The following is a 20,833-nucleotide window of genomic DNA, read 5'->3' on the forward strand; positions in this document are numbered from 1 at the left end:
ATTGTCTCCGCAGGAGGTTGCAGGAATATTATGATATCATGAATAACAGGGAAATTTCAGGAATTAATGTGAGCCTTTGGTGAGTATATGCAAAACCAGTTTTTTGATTGCAGCACCTGCCACCGGCAGGCATGCTATACTTCAACGCCAGAAGATGGTCCGGATTATTGTCCATCAAAGACAAAACGTGAATCCATCGATCAAGCAGTGCATCTATATCAGGATCATCCTGATGTCCGGAAGATGGCGATTGCTGCAGCAAAGACCGAAGGAAGGAGTTATATGAAGTGGACCCGGGTCGAAGACACCATTGATTTTGCCCGGGAGATGGGATACAAAAAAATTGGAATTGCAACATGTCTTGGCCTGATAGAGGAGAATAGGACTCTACACAAAATTCTTACTGTTCATGGTTTTTTTGTGGTATCTGTCTGCTGCAAATGCGGGGCAATTCCCAAAGAAGATATTGGGCTTTTAGATAGTGAAAAAGCAAAGCCTGGAACTTTTGAACCTATCTGTAATCCTATTGCCCAGGCAAAAATTCTCGAAGAAGCCGGGACAGATCTGAATATCCTGCTCGGGCTCTGTGTCGGGCATGATACACTCTTTACCCGGTATTCGAAAGCACCAGTAACAACACTTGTAGCAAAAGATCGTATTACCTGCCACAATCCAAACGCCGTCCTCCATACTACGACTTTTTATTATGGTAGGTTGCTTCAGCCTTAAATGCTGAAAGGAATAGCCTGAACATAAATTATGGGATTATAATGAATGATGAAAAGAGAGATTTTGATTCTGAAGCTTTGACCAGGGATAAGGAACCTGCTCGGGTGAAACTGTCAAACGATGTGGTACAGGCGATCTGTGGGCTCATTTCCCTAACCTCGGATATGAATGTGCTGGACTTTGGGTGTGGAACAGGCCTGCTGACCCTTCAAATCCAGCCATTTGTAAGGAGCATTACAGGCATTGATAGTTCACAGGGAATGCTCAATGTACTTGATGCGAAGATATCAAAACTGGGCATCACAAATGTCAGAACCCATCTCTTTGATATTATCCGGGGGGTGCTGCCTTTTGGCGAATTCGACCTTGTTGTCAGTAGTATGACATTTCACCATATCAAAGATGTATCATTACTCCTCAAAGCAATGGCAGGAGTTATCCATTCATCCGGTCAGATTGTCATAATTGACCTTGATCCTGATGATGGCAAATTCCATGATTCAAATGAGGGCGTATTTCACTTTGGATTTGAACGGTCTATCATGAAGAAACTTCTGGAAGAGGCTGGATATGATTCTATAAGAGAGAAGACCGCTGCATCAATGCAACGGGTGTCGCCTACAGGAGAGACACGTGGTTTTTCGATTTTTATTATGGTCGGAAGAAAATCTACATAAAAATCAGATAAATTTTTTCAAAAGGAAAAATCCTCTTCTTTTCGAAAACACTGAATTGAAGTTATATAACCTGGTGTATAACTTCTTAGTAATTTGTATTATACAGGGGTCATTGTTGCTTTTGTCGCTTCGTTTACCCATCCATCATCTATCCTCCCCCTGTTTCAGATCCCGGTTCAATCATTTATATACACCCAACTAATTCTCTAATCAGGCGTATGCAATTGCGGCAGGAGTCCATCAAACATGGCAGATTTCACACCAACTGCGACAGTGAAGACAATTGTCCGGAAGCTTGCAGCTCCGATCAATAGTCTGACCTCCTTCACTGCTCTTGTCCAGGATATTCTGGACAACAACCCATGGGGTTGTACATCTTATGAAAAAGCCGGAGTAACCCTTCCTGAGGTCTCAAAATCTTCTGAGTCCAACTCCGGCCGGATCATCCACGAAAACACCGAGGCAAAGACCGTCGGTTTCATCAGTGTCAAGACTCCAACGCCTTTAGCCATTCACTGATTTCTGTATGATCAATGCAACCACCGCTCTGAACACCGTAATGGGTGGAACTCCCTCCCATGACAGTTCGGAGGATGGGTTCAACTGCACCATCAACGTCCATCACTCAAATGGTGAACTGTTCTCGGTCAGGTTTGCCTGAAATTCAGTAACCCTCTCGTCCTATGAGTCCGATGCCCTCAGGTTCGGAATTGAAACATGGGCTGATATGATCTCAACCTCCATTAGTTGTGATGGAGTGGCTCTGCTTTCAGGTAGTTTTTATTGGAACCAAATCCGAGTAGGATTATAATGAGAATTAGAAAAAACATGTCTGTTAGAAACCTTGATATGTAAAAATAAATGGGATTTCTTATATCGGCCAACCATATCTATCGTTCAACAGACAGTAATATACCAATAAATATTGAATATAAGAGAGTATAGATGATATCAGAGTATGTGTATTCTCTAAGTTCAGGGTATATCAGTCATCGTAAGGTGGGGTAAAATTCATGCAATTATCAGGTTACCGAATTTCGGTTGGATTATGTATCAGTCTCTTATGCATGGTAGTAGTGATACTTTCGGTTGTTGCTGATGACACGATCATTCCTTTGAACAATTCAAAGGAGAAGAATCTCTCGTCTAATACTTCGTTAAATTCAGTTGACATCTCAAATGTCAAAAACAGTCTGCCATACAGATCAAATCAGTCAGTCTGGGAGAATACCTCAAACCTTTTGCATGCAGCAAAATCAGCGATTGCTCTCAAACCAGTATATCCTGGAGGAGCGGGATATACGTGCAACTGCACCTATATTTCCAATAACTTTCCATATCGGTGTATCGATCTTCCTCGCTATAATATCAATGCTTCCGGATCCTACCTCGTGAATGCAGACGATATGAATACAAACTGTTCAATCACGGTTCATGCCCCCCATGTTTCAATTGATGGGAATGGTCAGTCATCGTCAGGCATCGTGTTGTCTTCAGGAGCATCCGATACAACGATAATTAATTTCAGTGTAATTACCGGGGATGGCATCAGTTCCTACGCTGATAATGCAACCCTCATGAATAACACGTTCTTTAATGTGAACAACCAGGGAATCTCAATATATGGGTCAAATAATATCCTTATTGGAAATAGTGTCAGTACCAATCGTATAACAATCAATGCCACAGAAACCTAGAAAAAATCACATATATCAGAGAAAAATATTGATACTAGTTGCTCAATTATGATACAAGTATGGACCCGATGAAAATTCCAAAACAATCTAAAGATGAGTATGATGAACTGATAAAAAGGCAGTTTGTCTCAAGGATTGCTTTTATCGGACCAGATAATCCGTATATCGCTCCATTCATGTATGTCTTTGACGGTAAGTATCTTTATTTCCTCTCTTCCCGATACGGAAGGAAGATGAAATACATGCAGATGAATTCTCGTGTATCTGTCGAGATAGAAGAATATTCATCTGACCTCTCGACATTCAGGTTTGTAAGTCTGCAGGGATTTCTTGAGGAAGTACTTAATGAGGAACAGATCATGAAGGTGAAAGGGATGTTTGTAGAGATGATACAAAAAAACAGTCTTTCATCTCATATCCTCACTGCTTTTGGGTATTCAGCAGACGATGATCCAATGGTTATTACCCGAGAGAATCGGTGTGCACTCTGGAAACTTAAAGGAGTTACAGATATTGTTGCTTTGAAGAATGGGTAACCAGGGCATCCATCATCAGGGGTGTTTATACAACCCTGGTAACATTATCCCCCCCATACCATTCCGGTATATCATTTTCATAATTTTTGAGCGATCGATTCTATTGACCGAAAGTTGTTTCCATTATTTTTCTCATTGGCATGGCAATTAGGAGAACAACATTCTTTTCTATATATATTTAGTAATTCAACGGGAACATAACCCTGTTTTATATCCGGTTACAAAGTCTGGAACAGATTTTGGGAGAAAGGTTTTTCCTGGATGAACAGTTTGTCCTCAGGGCAATATCCTGTTTTTTCACGAGATTTATGTTTCTTGTTTGCAGTTTTATTCAATGGATCTTTAGAAGGAGGTATGCTATTATTTGAGCTGTTGAGGTTAAGGTAGTTTTCGGACTCTTGTGCTTGAAGCTGCATATTAAAGATCATTTCATTAAGACCAGGTTAGAATCCAAGTCTGACTCTGCATCATTACTTGCAAAATCTCTTACGATACACCTTTTTCCCCTTTATAGAGTTATAAGGGTGGAATCATAATCAATAGCTAATAGCGAGGTTACTAAATAAAGCAATAATTACCTGCGACCGGTTTCAAGTAATAAAAAAATGATGTCTTCAGTCTTTCCCTGACTCCTGATATCAGGCAGTTACCTCTTGAACATCGTATGTCTGTTTAATCCCCGGCTTTACGCTATCAATAGAGATCTCATATACTTTCCCGGTTTTAAACATCCCGTCAAGCATTCCACTTACAGTGCTTGTTCCTCCCCGGAGCCGTTCACAGGTTGGATCTGCATAACAGGTTGTGAGATCAATAGAAGGATCTGACAATGCCACTTCCAAAACTAACTCATCCCGTCCTGTTGTTCCGCCAGCAGTCGGGAGTGAAATATATGTACATGCATTATCATTACAAGGGATCCACACCAGTTCCTGTCTATCGCGATCGAACTGAGTGGTTAAAACCTGGCGTGAATTTCCATCCTTGTAGTTCTCCCCAAACTTCATGAGAGAAACATGATCGATATTTTTTCCACCAGTATCTGTCAGTTTAAAAACCACCACCTGAGGTAATGGTGTCTGCTGCTCATCCCCATAAGCAGCAGACACCAGGCAGAGAAGACATCCGGCAATAATGAGAATTAAAGCACATGCTCTAGTCAACCGGTTTGATATCATATGGTAAGATTCTTCTATACTGCTATAAAAGGACGGTGCTCATTTGCAGTTGTTCTTTGATTAGTGTGGGTCAAAAACCATGAACCTCGCAGTTGGATATTTCACCTACCGGTTTAGATTTGTTTATTCCTCACGATGTGAATCGATATAATGCAACGAACATGATATCCCCCGGGATATGTGGTTAAGTGATGTAAGTATGATAAAAAAGTCGAATATCTGGATTATTGCACTGGCTTGTGTCCTGCTCAGTGTTTTTGTTGCTTCTGCCCTTGCTGACGACGCTCCTCAAGCTCCTCCGGCAGGAGGCGGACCTGGCGGAGATATGAGTGGTCTTTTAAAGAATCTCACAGCAAAGGGATATGACGTAACCGAAATTCAGGCTGCAGAAGATAAAGGAGATAAGGAAACAGCCAAAACTCTGCTTGATAAGTTCTTTGAAGCACATCCGGATGCGAAACCTCAGATGCCTGCAATGGATGCTGATCGCATGAAGAAGATGGTTGATGAACTTTCATCAAAGGGTAATGATGTTTCGCAGATTAAGGCCGCATTAGACAGTGGAGACACTGCAACTGCACAGAAACTCCTTGATGAATTCTTCAAGGCACACCCGGATGCTCGCCCAACTCCTCCGGCAGACGGTAAGAAACCTGCACAGTAAAAATTTTTGAACGATTAGAAATCTCAATTTTTTTAGAACCTGTTTCTCGTGTTATTATTCTAATATATTCATAAAATCCGGGTTGTTTATTTTTCTGATTGTTGAAGTCAGAACACATGTTATTACATTACCCGGAATATGATCCTATTTGGTTGCAGAAAGTATTAGTAATGGCAATGCAAGGATACTCTTAGGTCAGTGGGGTTGAATATGTCTTTCGGTAAGAAAAATCAAAAAATATTTAGGGGATCAGCAGTTGTGATTCAGAGATCAACGTGGGTATCCAGATTATCATCTAAAGCAGTATGCGCAACTTTTGGATTATTATTAATACTCCTGATCTGTACTCCGTGTTGTCTTGCTATTGCTACAAATGAAACCATTGATGCAGCCGGGAAGGTGACAGTTACTGACGCGGTTATTGAACCTTCAGTTTTGATGACCGGTGATGTCGGCCTTCTAACAGTTACAGTTGAAAATACTGGCACAAGTAATGTCGTTATCAGCGATGCACGTCTTATATCAAAGGAATTGACTGTCCTGAATCCTGAAACCTACCAGAGTACACGTACAATTGGTGCCGGGACCAAGATGCAGTTCTCCTTCTCGATTGTGGCAAACCAGCCTGAAAATATATACTATCCTGCGTTTTATCTCAATTATCAGGATGCAGGAAGTTTAAGATACAATATTCCTGTCCGGGTGGAAACTCCTGAACTACAACTCTTTGTATCAGGAATCCCTCAGAACTATGCAAAAGGGGTTAAAAGTTCAATTACCCTGCATGTTGGAAATGCGAAAAGCGTCAACATGACCGGTATATCCATTATCCCTTCAGGTGATGGAATCCAGTGCAATCAGACATCTTTCTTTATCGGTGATCTGTATCCACACTCTGAAAAATCAGTAATCTTTGATGTTACTCCATCAGAGACTGCAAACCTGAACTTTAATGTTACATACTCTTGTGGGATGAACTCACACCAAACCTCTTACTCTGTGCCAATTACCCTTGGAACTGATAAACTCGCAGCTGAACCACTTATCAATAATATCGAAGTGGGAACAGAGTCTGGGCAGACAACACTCTCTGGTGATGTCTCAAATGCCGGTATATCTGATGCTTATGGAGTAGTAGTTTCATTGGAGAGTGCTGTAGGAGAGAATGGGAATCCAAATGAAAAGTATGCCATTGGAACCATCACTGCCGGTGACTATGAGAGTTTTGATCTCAAGATCCCATCCGGCTTAAAAACAGTTCCAGTAGTAATCCAGTACAAGGATTCGTCAGGAAACCAGTTTTCAAAACCTCTCACTCTTGATATGGAAAAGATCTCTGGTGGAACTCAAGGATCTACAATAAATGGTGCAGGAATGCCACAAGGAGGGGCTCCGCCTGGGGCGGGAGGAATGCCATCTGGTGTATCGTCCGGTAGTTCCTCAAGCAGCAGGAGTGGTAGTTCTTCTTCATCACGGACCGGTGTAAATCCAATGAATCCCCTATCCGGAATGGGTCAGGGTATGAGCGGGGTTCCGGTTATGGAGATCCTCTATGGCATTATCATCCTCATCATTGTCATTGTCATCTGGGTGCTCTGGAAACGGAAGATGAAAGGGCGGAAAATTTCAATAAATGCAAAATAAATCGGACGAATCATGGCGGAAGATGAGATCGTCGTCCGATTAACTGATGTAAGCAAGATTTATCCCCTCCCATCCGGAGATGTGATCGCTCTCGATCACATCTCCCTCACTATTAAGAAAGGGGAATTTGTTGCGATAATTGGGCCATCCGGGTCTGGAAAATCAACCCTACTTAATCAGCTCGGATGTCTTGATGTGCCAACGCAGGGTGACCTTGAGATCGGGGGAAAATTAGTACGGGATATGACTGATTATGAACTCACTGATCTTCGTCTGGTTACAATCGGGTTCATTTTTCAGAAATTCAATCTCCTCCCACTTCTTTCTGCATATGAGAATGTAGAGTACCCATATACGCTAAAATATCGCAAAAAAGACACAACCGGAAGGGTTTCCAAGCTTCTTGCGATGGTTGGGATCAATGAGGATCGTGCGAGGCATAAACCACCAGAACTATCAGGTGGGCAGCAGCAGCGGGTTGCAATTGCCAGGGCCCTTGTAAATAATCCTAAAATTCTCCTTTGCGATGAACCGACTGGAAACCTCGATTCCAAAACTGGTATTCTGGTAATGAGTATGCTTAGAAAACTCAATGAAAAAGGAAAAACCCTGATCATTGTAACTCATGACCCGGGAATTGCTGAACAGGCAGATCGGATTATTACCATCAGAGACGGGAGAGTTGTGTAGCAATGAAGAATATCATCTTTGCGATGGCTTTGAGAAATGTTAAAATTAATTATCTCAGATCCATCCTTGCTGCATTAGGTATTACAATCGGAATCATCTCCATCGCCTCCATGGGCATGTTGGGGACAAATATGACATTTTCAGTGAAGGATTCCCTCTCCTCGATGGCTGATAAACTTACAGTCAATCCATACAGCGGAAAAGGAGGAGGTGGAGGTGCCCCTGGCGGTGGCGGGTCTACAGACAATCTTACAAAAACCCAGTATAAAAATATCGTTAAAATTGCTGATCAATACGGGTACGCATATGGAGTGCATTCTATCCGTGCTAAAGTTAAGAAAGGCAAAGATGAATGGAGTACTACGATATATGGCCTTGAAACCCCGGCTATGAAAAGGGTACTGGAAAACCTATCTGAAGGTGGTTATCCCAGTAGTGATGGCTCTGTGTTAATTGGTGCAACCTTTGCTTCTGATAATAGCCTTGGGCTTGGAAGTAAATTTACAGTTTCCGGCCAGGGGTTAAAGGTAGCAGGAATCATTGCTGCTCGTGGTATGTCCATGGATCTGAACACAGATAGTGCTGTTGTTATGACGAAATCCAAGTATGAATCTATGTTCGGTGCTACCGATGAGTACAACCAGGTCAATATTATTCTCGATAATATTGATGACTCATCCGCTGCAGTAGAAGCAATTAATAAACAGATGAATCGCAGGGAAGAGGTAGTAAGAGTTCAGGATAGCAGTCGTTTTGTAACAATGATATCTTCATCGGTTACAACGATTACCAGTTTTGCCTCGCTCATCGCCGGAATTTCTCTCCTAGTGGCAGCGGTCTCAATCTTCAACATCATGATGATGTCTGTGACTGAACGAATCAGGGAGATTGGAGTTCTTCGAAGTATCGGCACTCAAAAGAAAGAGATTCTCATGATTTTTCTTTATGAGGCTACCCTCATTGGAGTGATTGGAGCTTTGGCAGGAATGGCATTCAGCCTGTTAATAGGATATGTTTTTATACAAATCATGGTGGGTAGTACTAAGTACTTCTTCACGGTTGACAGTCTCATCCATCTTCCCTATGCTATGGCTATAGGTCTGGTGATCTGTATTGTATCTGGTATATATCCGGCATGGAGAGGTGCAAATATGGATCCGATTGAGGCACTTCGTGCAGATTAGAATTATAATTTAGTGATATCATGAATCATTACAAATTTTATGTGGGGTTTCTCATTTTTTTTATTATTACCCTCTGTAATACATACGCAGATGTCCCCTCACCATCAGGCGACCCCTCAAAAACGTTGCAAAGTCCTGGTACCCAGTCGTATCTTGTTGGAGAGGCGAATCAGTCATTGAACCAGAGCAAGGGAAATAGTCTGCCTACTCAATCCGGTGCAAATAAAAATCAGAATGATTCTTCAGAGATCATTGGTACTTCGCGAACTGCAGTGACACACCTGACCGGTGATAAAAAAACCCAATTATCAACTCCGGTTGATGGACAACCCACTCCCTCGTTCACTCCTGTTTCCGGTCAACCTACCGGAACTAATCCTGTTCCAGGATACGGTTCTCCAAGTCCTGTTCCTTCTCCGGTAAAGACCGCTCTTCAGACTGCATCATCCACACCGGTCTCTGTAATGCCAACCGGAACACATCCTGGTTCTGGATATAATTCTCCAAGTCCAATTCCTTCACCTGTAAAACCCATTGTACCTACTGCTTCCTCTACTCCAAAGTCAAATCGTCCTAATGAAACCCATTTTGGTCCAGGATATAATTCTCCAAGTCCCAGTCCTTCTCCTGTAAAAACTGTCATCCCTACTGCTTCCTTTACCCCGACAAACAGCCGTCCGAATGAAACTCATTTTGGTCCTGGCACAGGTTCACTAAGTCCAGTTCCTACTCAACAGGTATCTGGTATTCCAACTCCCGTATTAACTCCGGTATCTGGTCATCCAAATACACCTCAACCGGGACCAGGTCCGGTTTACCCAGGAATAACACTTACTCCGGTGATGACAGGTATTCCAACTCCATTAGTTACGCCGGTATTTGATCATCCTAATGGGACTTATCCAGGCCCAGGTAATAATAATCCAGGTCAGCCCCCTGTCTTCACAGGAATACCAACTCCGGTGATCACACAGAATCCGAATTACCCGGACGGTAGATTCTCTCCAGGTCCTCATCCGTCATTTACCCTTCCTACAACACCGGTAGTTACTCCTTCTCCTGACCAGCCATACTATACACCTACCCATGTTCCTGGCGATAATGATCCTGACCCAATAATGTCTGATATCCTGCTTCACCGAGGGGATCCTAACTACTATAATGACAGGTATTCATATCCGGATACGGGACACTACCGGTATGATTCAAGTCCCTTCTATGCACCCCGGTATGATCGCGATAGTGGTGCAATTCAGGTTATCAGCTCACCTTCTGGTGCAGTTGTATATTTGAATAATAATTATGAAGGAAAAACCCCTTCATCAGGGTACCTGGGAATTTCAAGTCTGACTCCCGGTGATTACCAGATAACCATATCAAGCGTCGGCTATTATGATTATACCTCGATAGTATCCGTATATCGAAATGAAGTAATTACCGTGAATGCAGTTTTAGATCCAGTTACTTCAGGTTCGGCACCATCAATAACTGATGCGGGGGCAATCGAAGTACAGTCATCTCCTTCTGAAGCAGGGGTTCTCCTCAATAATGTGTATCGTGGCACAACTCCGCTGAATCTTCAAAGCATCGCTCCGGGAGCGTATAACCTTACCGTCTTTAAAGATGGATATGCATGGTATGCTCGTGATATATCTGTTGCATCTGGTCAGACAACAGCGGTTTCTGCAATTCTGTCTCCCCTAAATTCTGTTCAGGAAGATCAGGGTCAGGCCAAGGCAGCTGAAACCGTTATTCCTGTTGCTACAAAGTCACCACTTCCGGTTTGGATATTATTCGTGGCACTGGTTATGGGAAGTCTGCTCGCAGCACGACGACAATAATCAGGAAAAGGATCAGAACGTGAAATAATCAACTCCTCCCTCTTTTTTTGTAACTGTTTTCCGGGATTTGTTGCTGGGAGTAATCTATAGGTCCATGCCCGGTAAATCATTGGGTACTATGTCGGATCAACTGTTACCATACCTGGAGGCTGTGTATGGTCTGGTAAATGTTGGCATTTTTATTCTTTATGGATTTGATAAAATGCAGGCACGTCGAGAAAAATGGAGGATATCTGAAAAGAATCTTCTCATTGGATCTGTCTTTGGTCCCTTTGGTGCCTTTCTGGCAATGCAGATATTCAGACATAAAACTCAGAAGATGAAGTTCTCTCTTCTGGTTCCTGCAATCATGATTATCCATGTGATCCTGATAACTTTACTCTTAATCAAGGGATGGTAAGTGTCAGTTATTGTCATTCTTCTTTTTCTCTGCTTTGGCCTGGAAATACCCTTACAAAGAACAATTTGTCGGTTCCCTGGTGATTGTAAGTGATTGAACTTTTAGCTCCTGCAGGGACACCGGAAGCATGCCGGGTTGCAATAGCAGCCGGTGCAGATGCGGTCTATCTTGGAGGAAACAGATTTGGTGCCCGCCATTTTGCAGGTAACTTTGATGATCAGGCTCTGGAAGAAATCGTAGCCTCTGCTCATTTACGGGGAGTAAAAGTCTATGTAACGGTCAATACCCTGGTCCATGATACTGAACTCGTGCAGGTGGTACGGTATCTTGAGTTTCTCTGCATGATTGGTGTCGATGCAATTTTGATCCAGGATTTAGGGGTTCTCTCTCTTGCATCTTCCTTGTTTTCAGGTAAACCCGGGACTCCGGCTCTTCATGCCTCAACCCAGATGGCAGTACACAACCGGGAAGGAGCCCTGTATGCTGTGGAGAAGGGGTGCACCCGGATTGTCCTTGCACGTGAACTGGCTGCACGAGAGGTTAGAGACATTGCTGAATCGCTGAAAGAGTCCGGTGCTGAAGTGGAGATATTCGGGCATGGAGCACTCTGTTATGCGTACTCTGGTCAGTGCCTGCTCTCTGCTGTCATCGGTGGGAGGAGTGGAAACCGGGGAATGTGTGCTCAACCCTGCAGAAAGCCATATGAACTCATCAAAGGTGTACGCGACAGATATGGAAGACTGACAAAGCCATACCCGGTTGACCACCCAGGTCAATTCCTTCTTTCAACCCGCGATCTCTCAGTGTATCCTGTTCTGTCCTCAGTTGCTTCTCTACCTATTTCAGCACTTAAGATTGAAGGGCGAATGAGAACTCCTTCATACGTGGCTACGGTGGTGTCTATCTACCGGAGAGCTCTGGATGCCGTTATGGCGGGAACATTTTCTCCGTCATCTGAAGAGGAGACAGAACTGGCTCTAGCTTATTCACGGGGATTCACAACCGGATACCTGAATGGAGAATCCTGTCAGACGGTGATGGGCCGCGGTCTTCCCGGACGGAGGGGTCTTTTAGTTGGAACAGTAACCGGAATCACGAGAGAAGGATGGATGAATATAAAGCCGGCACACGATCTGGTTCCCGAGCGAGGAGACGGCCTGGTCTGTATCAGCAATACCAGAGAGCAGGGTTTTGTGCTCCGACGGGACTCTGTAATACAAAAGGGAGAGGTTCTCCTTGATTCTAATATATCCTGTCATCGGGGTGATCAGGTATATCTCACAAGCAGGGGGAGAAACATCCGGCTTCTTGAACAACTCACATCTGATCCAGATACCCGGTATTATGGTTCAATTGGTCTCTCCCTTGAGCTCAATATTTCTCCGGATGGGGCGGTGGATATCACCGGGACTATCAGAACCCGAACCAAAGGTACTATACCCTTCTCTTTTAGATCAGGGTCACAGTTCAGCCCGGCCCGTTCCCGTCCCCTGACAGCTGATCTGATCAACGATGCAATCAGGAAAACGGGTGGTACTCTCTTTACAATCGATCATCTGGTAACCTCCTGCCCGGACGGATTGTTTGCACCAATCTCTGTTTTGAACGGAATCAGACGGGAGATTCTTGAGTTTGCTCAGTCCTGTATCATTAAATCCTATCTCCCTGAACCAGAACTGATGCAGGAGATCAAAGATTCTGCAGAGTCCTGTATTGAGCAATTAAATTATGATCAGGGAACACGGAAATCTAACACTAGATTTAGTGATCTTATCCTTATGATACTTGTATCAGATCCCGCTTCTGCCTTATCTGGAGTGGAGGCTGGTGCTAGCAGGGCATACATTGAATGGTACCCAACCAGTTTATCAAGCCATCCTTCGGATCAACTCGATGAAATTCTCGCCCTTTTTGTTGCTGACCCTTCACGAGCTGATGTTATCGGTATAAAATTGCCGAAAATTCTTCTCCGGTCTGAAATGGATCGTCTCATCCAGGCATTACCTGTAATACTAAAAGCGGGGGTGAGGTATCTGATGGTGGATGGCATTGGTGTTGCACAAGCAGTTCTAAAAATAGTTCCCAATATGCAGGTATGCGGGTACAGCGGACTTAATATTACAAACCATTGCTCACTTGAGGTTCATAGCCAGTTAGAATTCTGCACTCTGTCATGTGAATTATCAGGCGATGAGATTCGTGTGCTCCTTGAAAAGAGAACTGACCCTTCACGCCCAGTTGCAATCATTGTTCAGGGTTTGCTTGAGACAATTATTACCGAGGATCGATTGTGTGTTTCTCATCATATCCCTGAGTCGAATGCTGTATTTGCAATCAGGGATCAGAAAGACCAGGTTTTCCTAATAGTTCTTGATCCAGCCAACCGGACTCATATTTTTAATTCTGCGGAGACTTCACTCATCGATCATGTGAAAACACTGAAAGAAGCCGGGGGCATAATTGGGATTATCGATGCCAGATGGCGTGGTTCAGATTATGCAGGGGAAATGGCAGCGATATGGTCTGATGCCATCAATATGCCGAACGTAAAACAGGGAGAACTGGATTCTGTAAAGGATGCTATTAGAAATTATGCCTGGGGTGTGCTCACCTCTGCGACATGGAAACGTGGGATCTGCAGAAGTGACTCCTGAAAAAGATTCTCTCCTTCTGCGAGTATTATCTGTTTAAACCCTCTCTCCCTGTTTTACCGGGAGATTCTGTCGTGAGGCAAAGAAATACTGTTGGGCATATCCGGCATACTCTCCAAAATATTCCCTGCAAAAATCTGCAATATCATTGTACGAACATTCTTTCCTGTTACATCGGCGGCTACTGACTTCCGGGTAAAGAGTTGTAATGATATTCCTAATCCAGACATCAACCGGGACAACCTCGTACCTGTTATATGCGAAGAGCAGGATACAGTCAGCTACTTTTGGTCCGACTCCTGGAAGTTTCATGAGTTCATCTTTTGCATCCTGTGTTGAATAGTTGAAAAGACGAGATAAAAAGTCAGGGTCCCTGAGGACATATTGTGCAGTACCAGCCAGGTACGGAGCCCGATAACCTGTACAACATGTTCTGAGTTCCTCTTCGCCTCTTCTTGCAAGGTCTGCCGGAGATGGAAAACCAAAGATAGTATTTCCGATAGGCTTGCCATATCGTTCGCAAAGAAGAGAGATTCTTTTTGTTATAGTTGGGATATTGGAATTTTGAGAACAGATAAAACTAATAAGGCACTCCCAGGGATCCTGCCTGATGATCCGAAGGCCGGCACCTGCTGATGCGACAGACTCAAAGAGTTCATCAATTCTGATTCCGGTTTCACAAGCGTATTTTGAGATTGAATATTTGATCTGGCTGATAATCTCCTGAGCCTTAATCTCAAGGTTGAAATACCTGATTATCTCAGCCTCATTGATTCCATCATACGTGATGAGGTCACCATTTTGACTGATGGTTATCACTTTCCCTGCAATAACTCCTGCCCATTGGCCCCCGGCCCGATTCCATCTGAAAACCTGCCCACAGTCAAGAGTCAGATCCAGATCAAAGGGAAGTTGTTCTGGTGTGAGATGATAGGTTTTCATCACCTCCACAGGTTCTCTTTGTCTTATATCAGTCCTCCGGTTCATCCAATACAGATGAACAGAGCGACAAAGCCAAATAGTTCTGTACAAATACGGATAAATACTGATGTTGTGTGGTATTCTGGTGATAAAAAGATGAGAATCAGGTTCTGGATCCTGGGGATAACACTTCTTCTATCCCTTGCCCCTTTGTGTACGGCTGCCGATAATTATTCAACTGCGGCCATACCTGCCGGAAATGTAACTGCCACACTCACAGCGCCTCCAAGCGTAACTGGTAGCGGTAATGATTACAATTCTGGTGTGATAGATCTTCAGACCGGCTGGAATCTGGTTGGAATTCCCCGCAGACTTGCAGAAGATAAAAATTCGGCCTCTCTCTTTGCTCACATTGACTCAGCCGGGCGAAGTATCTGGACCTTTGATCCTGCTGGTAAAGGTTGGAAGGATCTAACTGCGCAAGATAAACTCTCACCCCTTGATGGATATTTTATCTACTCTGCAAAACCTGACAAAGTAACCCTCTCATACTCGGTAGATCCTCTTCAGGTTCCCCCGGTAAAGGACCTTCAGACTGGCTGGAACCTGGTTGGATTCTCTGGAGCGACAGATGCCTCGGCACGCGATTCCCTCCTTTCGATCAGAAAAACCTGGACCCAGGTTATCGGGTGGGATCCGGTAAAACAGCAGACTGAAGATTCAATCATCAACGGAGGTAATGATACTCACGCTGACTCCCGGATGATGATTCCAATGCGTGCATATTGGGTGTATGCAGACTCTCCCTGTAGTCTGGCTAGTATCGGAGCCTGAACTTCTCTCTCCTTTTCTTTTTTAATAATGACCGGGCAATATGGATCTGATTGGTATCTGCCATGTGCAAAGAGATATCAAGGCCAGAAGAGCAAGGTATGATGAGTATCAGGTGAATATCTGTGAAGACTGTCTGCAGGCATATTTTTCTTTTTCTCCTAATATTTGCACTTTCTATCGGGATGGGAAGTGCCGCGAATATCACTACAGATCTAAATTATCCCGAATACTGGGTCAAGGATGCGGTTGGACAATACTCACTTGGTCACTTTGATCGTGCTCTTACCCTTCTTGACAACGCAGTATATCAGGATCCAACACTCGCAAGTGCATGGATGTGGCGTAGCAAAACCCTCATAGAGTTAGGGCGAACAAAGGAAGCTCAGGAGAGTCTTGCTAAAGCAAAAGAACTTGATCCTCTTATTGATAATCCATATCTGAAAAAAGTTGGTTCACTTGCCAACCTGAAAGTGACGCCAGTCCCCACGGCACGACCTACAGAAAGTGAGGACGAACTCAAAAAGATGATCCAGTCTGACGTCAACGTGACGAACAGCCCTGATCCAACTGGTCCGGATATGGTGCTCTATGATCTTCAGGCTACGGTTAATCCTGCTACCCAGCAGGTTGAAGTCACAGCAGTCATAGGCAATGAGGGAGTGAAGCCAACAAGCAACTTCTTCATATCCTTCTATGGTTCGTACACCACACCGGTCTCATCATCAGATTCACCGATAGGATTTTACCTGGTGGATAACCTGCTTCCGGGAACCAAAAAGACCATTGTCGGTTATTTCCCTATAGCAGAGATACCCTCCGGTACCTATTATATCGGTGCGTACATTGATCCAAACGGTCAGATCCGTGAGATGAGCAAGGATAATAATGGAAAGACCGCTTCTGCGAAGGTAAGTATTCCTGAAGTGAATACAAGTGCAGGTACCCAGCGGGGCAGTATCCAGTTGGCTGTCCCGGTGACTCCTTCTGTAGAGCCAATATCCACAAAGAGGGCAGACCTGGTACTTGATGCAATATCAGGACCCAGCACTGCAATGCTCGGTGAAGAAATCCCAATCAATACCACCGTTCGAAATGCTGGTGATGCAGATTCAGAGAAGTTCAGAGTATCTGTCTATCTCTCCAGGGATGGATCAATTTCAGATGATGACATCGAACTGGGATATGGCGATGTTCCTGATCTTGCTGCAGGCAAAGCACGAGAGGGTACTGCGATTGCAACAATCCCCCTGAATGTGGCGGCCGGTTCATACTATCTGGTGGGATTCGCAGACAGCCAGGAAAAAATCCGTGAAAAGGATAAGACCAACAATGTCCGTTCAACCAACTCGGCGATTACCATAACCAAGCCTTCTGTACCTGGTTATGAGTCTGCATCAACACCTGCTCCAACTGGCACACCTACTCCGGTTCAGGTTCTGGTCACACCAAAAGGAACTCCAGTTCAATCAGTATCTCCGATACTGACGCAGGTTCCTGAGTCCAAGCCGACTGTTGTACCGACCACTCCAGTTAAAACACCCACTCCGGTAATCACTGCAGAACCTATAATTGAGGCATCTAAAGAACAGGTCTCGACAAGTCTTCCTGATCTTGTTGTTGACGCAATTACCTCTCCGGGAACCGCAGAACCAGGAGAGAAAATTCTCATAAATACCACTGTTCGTAATGCCGGGGATAGTGATGCCGGTACATTCAGATTATCAGTCTATCTCTCAAAAGACGGAACCGTATCTGACGATGATCTTGAACTTGGATATGGTGATGTTCCAGATCTTGCAGCAGGAAAAGCTCGTCAGGGTTCAGCAGTTGCAGTCATCCCTCAGAATACTACTGCAGGTTCATACTACATAGTCGCACTTGCAGACAGCCTTAGGGCAGTCAATGAGAGTGACAAAACGAATAATTCCCGTGCAATGGAGTCACCAATTACGATCTCCGCGACCAAGGTGGCATCTCAGACACCAACACCTACTCCAACAATTGCTTCAACACCAGCGCCAACCCGCATCTCAACTCCTGTACCAACTGCAACACCTACATCAGTACCGACTACAGCAGTCTCCACTCCAACGCCTATAGTAACCGCAACGCCAACTCCGAAACCAACTACGGTTTCTCCAACTCCTGCCCCGACCGTTAAACAGACGCCGGTGCCAACTACTAAAATAACCACTGTGCCAACAACTGCAGTCCCGACATCTCAAGCAACACGTTCAACTTCAGATGAATCACAGCAGGTAACTTCAAACCTCTCCGCACAATTACTTCCTGATTTGGTAGTTAAGGTAAGATCATCCGGAACCTCCGGAACGCCAGGTGGGAGTTTCAAAGCAACAACCACATTGCAGAATAATGGAAAAGCTGATGCAGAAAACTTCGATGTCTCACTGTATCTCTCTCCAGACAAAACATTTGACCCGAAGACCAGTTATCTTGTAGGCAAAGGAAAGATAGATAGTATTATTTCTGGAAAACAGATGGTTAGTGATACTGAAGTTCCGATCCCGGCAACGATTGAACCAGGTAGTTATTACTTTGTCATCTATGCAGATTCTTCAGAAGTGTTAAAAGAAACCAACAAAGAGAACAATATTGCAATGGGAAAAAGTCCGGTTGTGATTAAGTAACCCTGGATCTTGATATTCCCTCTGCAATATTTTTAAGCAGTTCATCATTGAGTATCAGGACGAATTACTAATCCCTCTCTGAAAAATTATAATTTCGTTAGTATCATGACCTCTGAACCAGACCTTCTCTTTCATGAAGGAAAAGCAGCGTGGCGGGCAGGCAATCTTCAGCAGGCTGCTGATCTTTTTTTTGAGATCCTTGAAGCAGATGATCAGTATCACCTAGCCTGGAATGCACTGGGTGTTGTGTATTCACAGGCAGGAGAGTATGAAGAGGCTGATACCTGCTTTAAAAATGCACTTTTTCTGACTCCTGATAATCCGGTATATCTTCAGAACAGGGGAAAAAACAACCGGAAACTCGAGGCTCTCTGGGAAAAGTCAGAACCTGTAAAACCAGCAGTAAAAATTCCACATATGTACATAATCATGGGGATAGTTATCGTTATTCTGATAATAGTGATCTCTTATTTTCTTCTTTTAAAGCAATCCATTTAATTTATCAGATATCAGATAAATATCGCTCAAAAATTCCTTCTCATGACTTCTCTTGATTATACAGAGAATATGATGAAATATTTGATGTCTGTTTATTAACTCCATCATCAGGAATGAGCGAGGAAAAAAGAATTTCTCCCGGATACCGGTGGCTGAGGTGCGATCTTCATACTCACACCCCTGTCTCCTGTGACACTCCTGAAATGAATGGAGTTTCAGAGACAGAATGGCTCACTTCTTTCATGAAGCATCGTATCGATCTTGTTGCCATTACTGATCATAACACTGGTAGGTGGATCGATTCCCTGAAATATGCCTACTCCAATATGAAATGTAATAATTCCTCATTTTTTCGCCCAATCATCCTTATCCCGGGAGTTGAAATTACCACCGCAGATGGTATTCACCTTCTGGCTTTGTTTGATCTCAAAGCGACGACATCATTTATTGAGGATTTCTTGACTCTACTTGGCTCTCCTGTTGAAACACGGGGTGACTCATCCTGTATTGCCGGAATAGGAACCTTTGCTATCATAAAACTGATCACTGCACATGGTGGACTTGCTATTCCTGCTCATATTGACCGAAAACGCGGGAAAGGATTACTCAATCTTGAACCCGGGTTACTGATTCCTATCCTTGAATCCAATGAGATACAGGTGGTTGAATCCCTTAGTGAAAGGGCTGGATGGCCACCATGTGGAAAAACCTGGAGGGTGGTTGCGGGATCTGATTCTCACATGCTTTCTTCTGAAGATCCCTATTCCCGGTTTCCCGGTTGTATCTATACAAAGATCATCATGAAATCTGGAACACTCCAGGACCTGGTTCAGGCATTAGGCCGCCCTAAGGGAATTCGCCGGGTAATACCTGAACATTATATTGAGTAAGAGATGTTCTCCGGCACCAGTTCTTCAGAACACAACCAAATGCTTCCTCTCTCTAAAATGGATGTGGATATATTACAGGCTGATATCAAGAGCTGCTTGTATTGATGTGACATTCATCCCTGTGCTGAGTCTTCCACCATACAGAAGTTCGATCGCCTCATTATCAAGTTCTGATAAATTTGAACGATAGTTTGACTTGGTATAAAAGAAACTATCAGTGTCAGCACTGGTTTCCCCGTGAAACCCAAGATTCCAGAGCAGGGATTTTATGAGATAATATCGTCGCTCCTGTCCTTCCAATCCATCCCAAAGGTAGACATATCCTGGTGCGATAATTCCTACCAGTGTTCCAGTATTATCTTTCAGCAGTTCTTCAGATGCGGATTTGTATTTGTCTTTTTTGTAATTATCAAGGAACTGCCGTGTAGTAATTTTAATCCGGTAATAATGATACGGGATCTCTTCGTAGTTGTTTTTTAGTTCGCCTTTGAGTACTGATTCGTCTTCAAACTGTGTGGTCGTGGAGAGATTGTTGAACGTTCGTGCAAACGCCAGAACAGTGTTTACATCATCCCTGGTATATCCTTCATCAAACCAGATCATATAATCTTTGTCACCCTGAAGAAGGGTAATATTAGCATTGTCCTTTCCGAATACTATCGCAAGCAGATGCTGAACAATTGAATCCTTGATATCTGTATCATTTCTCATTTGGAGCAGGTACTCATCAGACTGCAGATCTCCCCTGATGTAAAGAACTTCTGGAGTTGAGACTCCGATGGTCATTCCCGGACCAATTTTTAAAATCTGGTCCCTGGATCCCGTATTTGTCAGAATTGTTTTAAGCAGATCAGGGGATACAAGTTTAATCTCAAAAATGGGTTCAGAATCATTCTGTATATTAGTTTCTTGAGATGAAATCAGGCTTGAAGAATCGTAAATACTGCCATTACTGGCCTTCTGTGAGACCGGATTATCACCTGTACAATTACCTGCCACCCCCAAACATAACAGGAGGATAAGACAACAATATACCGGAAACCGGTAATTCCCCATACCAGAAGTGATTCATAAATGGATATAATATTTGTTTAAATTTAATATATGGCAGTATATTGCTCTATATTCTTGTTTTATCATCTCAATTATCT

20 protein-coding genes are annotated in these 20,833 nt (G+C 43.7%); 17 read left to right on the forward strand and 3 right to left on the reverse strand.

Going from position 1 to position 20,833, the window contains the following annotated elements:
• The first annotated feature begins 87 nt into the window (after positions 1-87).
• The 6 genes from DK846_RS01595 to DK846_RS01615 all read left to right on the forward strand — a co-directional run bounded on the left by DK846_RS01595 (position 88) and on the right by DK846_RS01615 (position 3,639).
• A complete protein-coding gene (locus DK846_RS01595; protein ID WP_109967165.1) occupies positions 88-729 on the forward strand; it encodes a DUF1847 domain-containing protein in 642 nt (213 codons plus the stop codon).
• 41 nt (positions 730-770) lie between these two features.
• A complete protein-coding gene (locus DK846_RS01600; RefSeq protein ID WP_109967166.1) occupies positions 771-1,406 on the forward strand; it encodes a class I SAM-dependent methyltransferase in 636 nt (211 codons plus the stop codon).
• 246 nt (positions 1,407-1,652) lie between these two features.
• Entirely contained in the window at positions 1,653-1,925 is a 273-nt protein-coding gene (locus DK846_RS01605; RefSeq protein WP_109967167.1) for a hypothetical protein, read from the forward strand.
• A gap of 7 nt (positions 1,926-1,932) precedes the next feature.
• Positions 1,933-2,067: a hypothetical protein gene (locus DK846_RS18095; protein WP_281269804.1), complete on the forward strand. Its 135-nt coding sequence runs from the start codon at positions 1,933-1,935 to the stop codon at positions 2,065-2,067.
• Between the two features lie 352 nt (positions 2,068-2,419).
• On the forward strand, positions 2,420-3,103 hold the full coding sequence (locus tag DK846_RS01610) for a hypothetical protein (protein ID WP_109967168.1): 684 nt from the start codon (positions 2,420-2,422) through the stop codon (positions 3,101-3,103).
• A gap of 59 nt (positions 3,104-3,162) precedes the next feature.
• On the forward strand, positions 3,163-3,639 hold the full coding sequence (locus tag DK846_RS01615) for a pyridoxamine 5'-phosphate oxidase family protein (RefSeq protein WP_109967169.1): 477 nt from the start codon (positions 3,163-3,165) through the stop codon (positions 3,637-3,639).
• A gap of 638 nt (positions 3,640-4,277) precedes the next feature.
• Here DK846_RS01615 and DK846_RS01625 read toward each other — a convergent pair.
• Positions 4,278-4,817 (reverse strand): hypothetical protein, encoded by a 540-nt coding sequence (locus tag DK846_RS01625; RefSeq protein ID WP_109967171.1) that lies wholly within the window; start codon positions 4,815-4,817, stop codon positions 4,278-4,280.
• A 199-nt stretch (positions 4,818-5,016) separates the two neighbouring features.
• On the opposite strand from DK846_RS01625, the gene DK846_RS01630 reads away from it, so the two are divergent.
• From DK846_RS01630 to DK846_RS01660, 7 genes are all read left to right on the forward strand, one after another.
• The gene (locus tag DK846_RS01630) at positions 5,017-5,481 is read left to right on the forward strand and encodes a hypothetical protein (protein WP_109967172.1); all 465 of its coding nucleotides are present in this window, start codon (positions 5,017-5,019) and stop codon (positions 5,479-5,481) included.
• Positions 5,482-5,739: 258 nt separating this feature from the next.
• Positions 5,740-7,125 carry a COG1361 S-layer family protein gene (locus DK846_RS01635; protein WP_146201093.1) on the forward strand — a complete coding sequence of 462 codons (1,386 nt, stop codon included), beginning with the start codon at positions 5,740-5,742 and terminating at the stop codon, positions 7,123-7,125.
• A 12-nt stretch (positions 7,126-7,137) separates the two neighbouring features.
• Entirely contained in the window at positions 7,138-7,815 is a 678-nt protein-coding gene (locus DK846_RS01640; RefSeq protein WP_109967174.1) for an ABC transporter ATP-binding protein, read from the forward strand.
• 2 nt (positions 7,816-7,817) lie between these two features.
• Positions 7,818-8,999: an ABC transporter permease gene (locus DK846_RS01645; protein ID WP_109967175.1), complete on the forward strand. Its 1,182-nt coding sequence runs from the start codon at positions 7,818-7,820 to the stop codon at positions 8,997-8,999.
• A 20-nt stretch (positions 9,000-9,019) separates the two neighbouring features.
• On the forward strand, positions 9,020-10,840 hold the full coding sequence (locus DK846_RS01650) for a PEGA domain-containing protein (protein WP_109967176.1): 1,821 nt from the start codon (positions 9,020-9,022) through the stop codon (positions 10,838-10,840).
• Between the two features lie 118 nt (positions 10,841-10,958).
• The gene (locus DK846_RS01655; RefSeq protein WP_109967177.1) at positions 10,959-11,240 is read left to right on the forward strand and encodes a DUF1294 domain-containing protein; all 282 of its coding nucleotides are present in this window, start codon (positions 10,959-10,961) and stop codon (positions 11,238-11,240) included.
• 89 nt (positions 11,241-11,329) lie between these two features.
• Positions 11,330-13,894, forward strand: a complete 2,565-nt coding sequence (locus DK846_RS01660) for a U32 family peptidase (protein ID WP_109967178.1) — start codon at positions 11,330-11,332, stop codon at positions 13,892-13,894.
• Positions 13,895-13,927: 33 nt separating this feature from the next.
• On the opposite strand, the gene DK846_RS01665 is transcribed toward DK846_RS01660, so the two are convergent.
• Positions 13,928-14,833: a DNA-3-methyladenine glycosylase family protein gene (locus DK846_RS01665; protein WP_181391568.1), complete on the reverse strand. Its 906-nt coding sequence runs from the start codon at positions 14,831-14,833 to the stop codon at positions 13,928-13,930.
• Between the two features lie 18 nt (positions 14,834-14,851).
• Here DK846_RS01665 and DK846_RS01670 point away from each other — a divergent pair, with 18 nt between their 5' ends.
• From DK846_RS01670 to DK846_RS01685, 4 genes are all read left to right on the forward strand, one after another.
• Positions 14,852-15,646 (forward strand): hypothetical protein, encoded by a 795-nt coding sequence (locus tag DK846_RS01670; protein WP_109967180.1) that lies wholly within the window; start codon positions 14,852-14,854, stop codon positions 15,644-15,646.
• Between the two features lie 122 nt (positions 15,647-15,768).
• Positions 15,769-18,294: a CARDB domain-containing protein gene (locus tag DK846_RS01675; RefSeq protein ID WP_109967181.1), complete on the forward strand. Its 2,526-nt coding sequence runs from the start codon at positions 15,769-15,771 to the stop codon at positions 18,292-18,294.
• Between the two features lie 105 nt (positions 18,295-18,399).
• The gene (locus DK846_RS01680; RefSeq protein ID WP_109967182.1) at positions 18,400-18,792 is read left to right on the forward strand and encodes a tetratricopeptide repeat protein; all 393 of its coding nucleotides are present in this window, start codon (positions 18,400-18,402) and stop codon (positions 18,790-18,792) included.
• A gap of 113 nt (positions 18,793-18,905) precedes the next feature.
• The gene (locus DK846_RS01685; RefSeq protein ID WP_109967183.1) at positions 18,906-19,682 is read left to right on the forward strand and encodes a PHP domain-containing protein; all 777 of its coding nucleotides are present in this window, start codon (positions 18,906-18,908) and stop codon (positions 19,680-19,682) included.
• A gap of 72 nt (positions 19,683-19,754) precedes the next feature.
• Here DK846_RS01685 and DK846_RS01690 read toward each other — a convergent pair whose 3' ends face one another.
• Entirely contained in the window at positions 19,755-20,738 is a 984-nt protein-coding gene (locus tag DK846_RS01690) for a hypothetical protein (RefSeq protein WP_109967184.1), read from the reverse strand.
• Positions 20,739-20,833 lie beyond the last annotated feature (95 nt).

The organism is Methanospirillum lacunae, from assembly GCF_003173355.1.
GTDB lineage: Archaea > Halobacteriota > Methanomicrobia > Methanomicrobiales > Methanospirillaceae > Methanospirillum > Methanospirillum lacunae.

Excerpts from the sequence above, each read along its gene's own strand:
- DK846_RS01685 (WP_109967183.1), top strand. The coding sequence starts at position 18,906 with ATGAGCGAGGAAAAAAGAATTTCTCCCGGATACCGGTGGCTGAGGTGC.
- DK846_RS01690 (WP_109967184.1), bottom strand. The coding sequence starts at position 20,738 with ATGGGGAATTACCGGTTTCCGGTATATTGTTGTCTTATCCTCCTGTTA.
- DK846_RS01650 (WP_109967176.1), top strand. The coding sequence starts at position 9,020 with ATGAATCATTACAAATTTTATGTGGGGTTTCTCATTTTTTTTATTATT.
- DK846_RS01665 (WP_181391568.1), bottom strand. The coding sequence starts at position 14,833 with ATGAAAACCTATCATCTCACACCAGAACAACTTCCCTTTGATCTGGAT.
- DK846_RS01595 (WP_109967165.1), top strand. The coding sequence starts at position 88 with ATGCAAAACCAGTTTTTTGATTGCAGCACCTGCCACCGGCAGGCATGC.
- DK846_RS01625 (WP_109967171.1), bottom strand. The coding sequence starts at position 4,817 with ATGATATCAAACCGGTTGACTAGAGCATGTGCTTTAATTCTCATTATT.
- DK846_RS01610 (WP_109967168.1), top strand. The coding sequence starts at position 2,420 with ATGCAATTATCAGGTTACCGAATTTCGGTTGGATTATGTATCAGTCTC.
- DK846_RS01680 (WP_109967182.1), top strand. The coding sequence starts at position 18,400 with ATGACCTCTGAACCAGACCTTCTCTTTCATGAAGGAAAAGCAGCGTGG.
- DK846_RS01600 (WP_109967166.1), top strand. The coding sequence starts at position 771 with ATGAATGATGAAAAGAGAGATTTTGATTCTGAAGCTTTGACCAGGGAT.
- DK846_RS18095 (WP_281269804.1), top strand. The coding sequence starts at position 1,933 with ATGATCAATGCAACCACCGCTCTGAACACCGTAATGGGTGGAACTCCC.
- DK846_RS01630 (WP_109967172.1), top strand. The coding sequence starts at position 5,017 with ATGATAAAAAAGTCGAATATCTGGATTATTGCACTGGCTTGTGTCCTG.
- DK846_RS01615 (WP_109967169.1), top strand. The coding sequence starts at position 3,163 with ATGGACCCGATGAAAATTCCAAAACAATCTAAAGATGAGTATGATGAA.
- DK846_RS01640 (WP_109967174.1), top strand. The coding sequence starts at position 7,138 with ATGGCGGAAGATGAGATCGTCGTCCGATTAACTGATGTAAGCAAGATT.
- DK846_RS01605 (WP_109967167.1), top strand. The coding sequence starts at position 1,653 with ATGGCAGATTTCACACCAACTGCGACAGTGAAGACAATTGTCCGGAAG.
- DK846_RS01655 (WP_109967177.1), top strand. The coding sequence starts at position 10,959 with ATGTCGGATCAACTGTTACCATACCTGGAGGCTGTGTATGGTCTGGTA.
- DK846_RS01645 (WP_109967175.1), top strand. The coding sequence starts at position 7,818 with ATGAAGAATATCATCTTTGCGATGGCTTTGAGAAATGTTAAAATTAAT.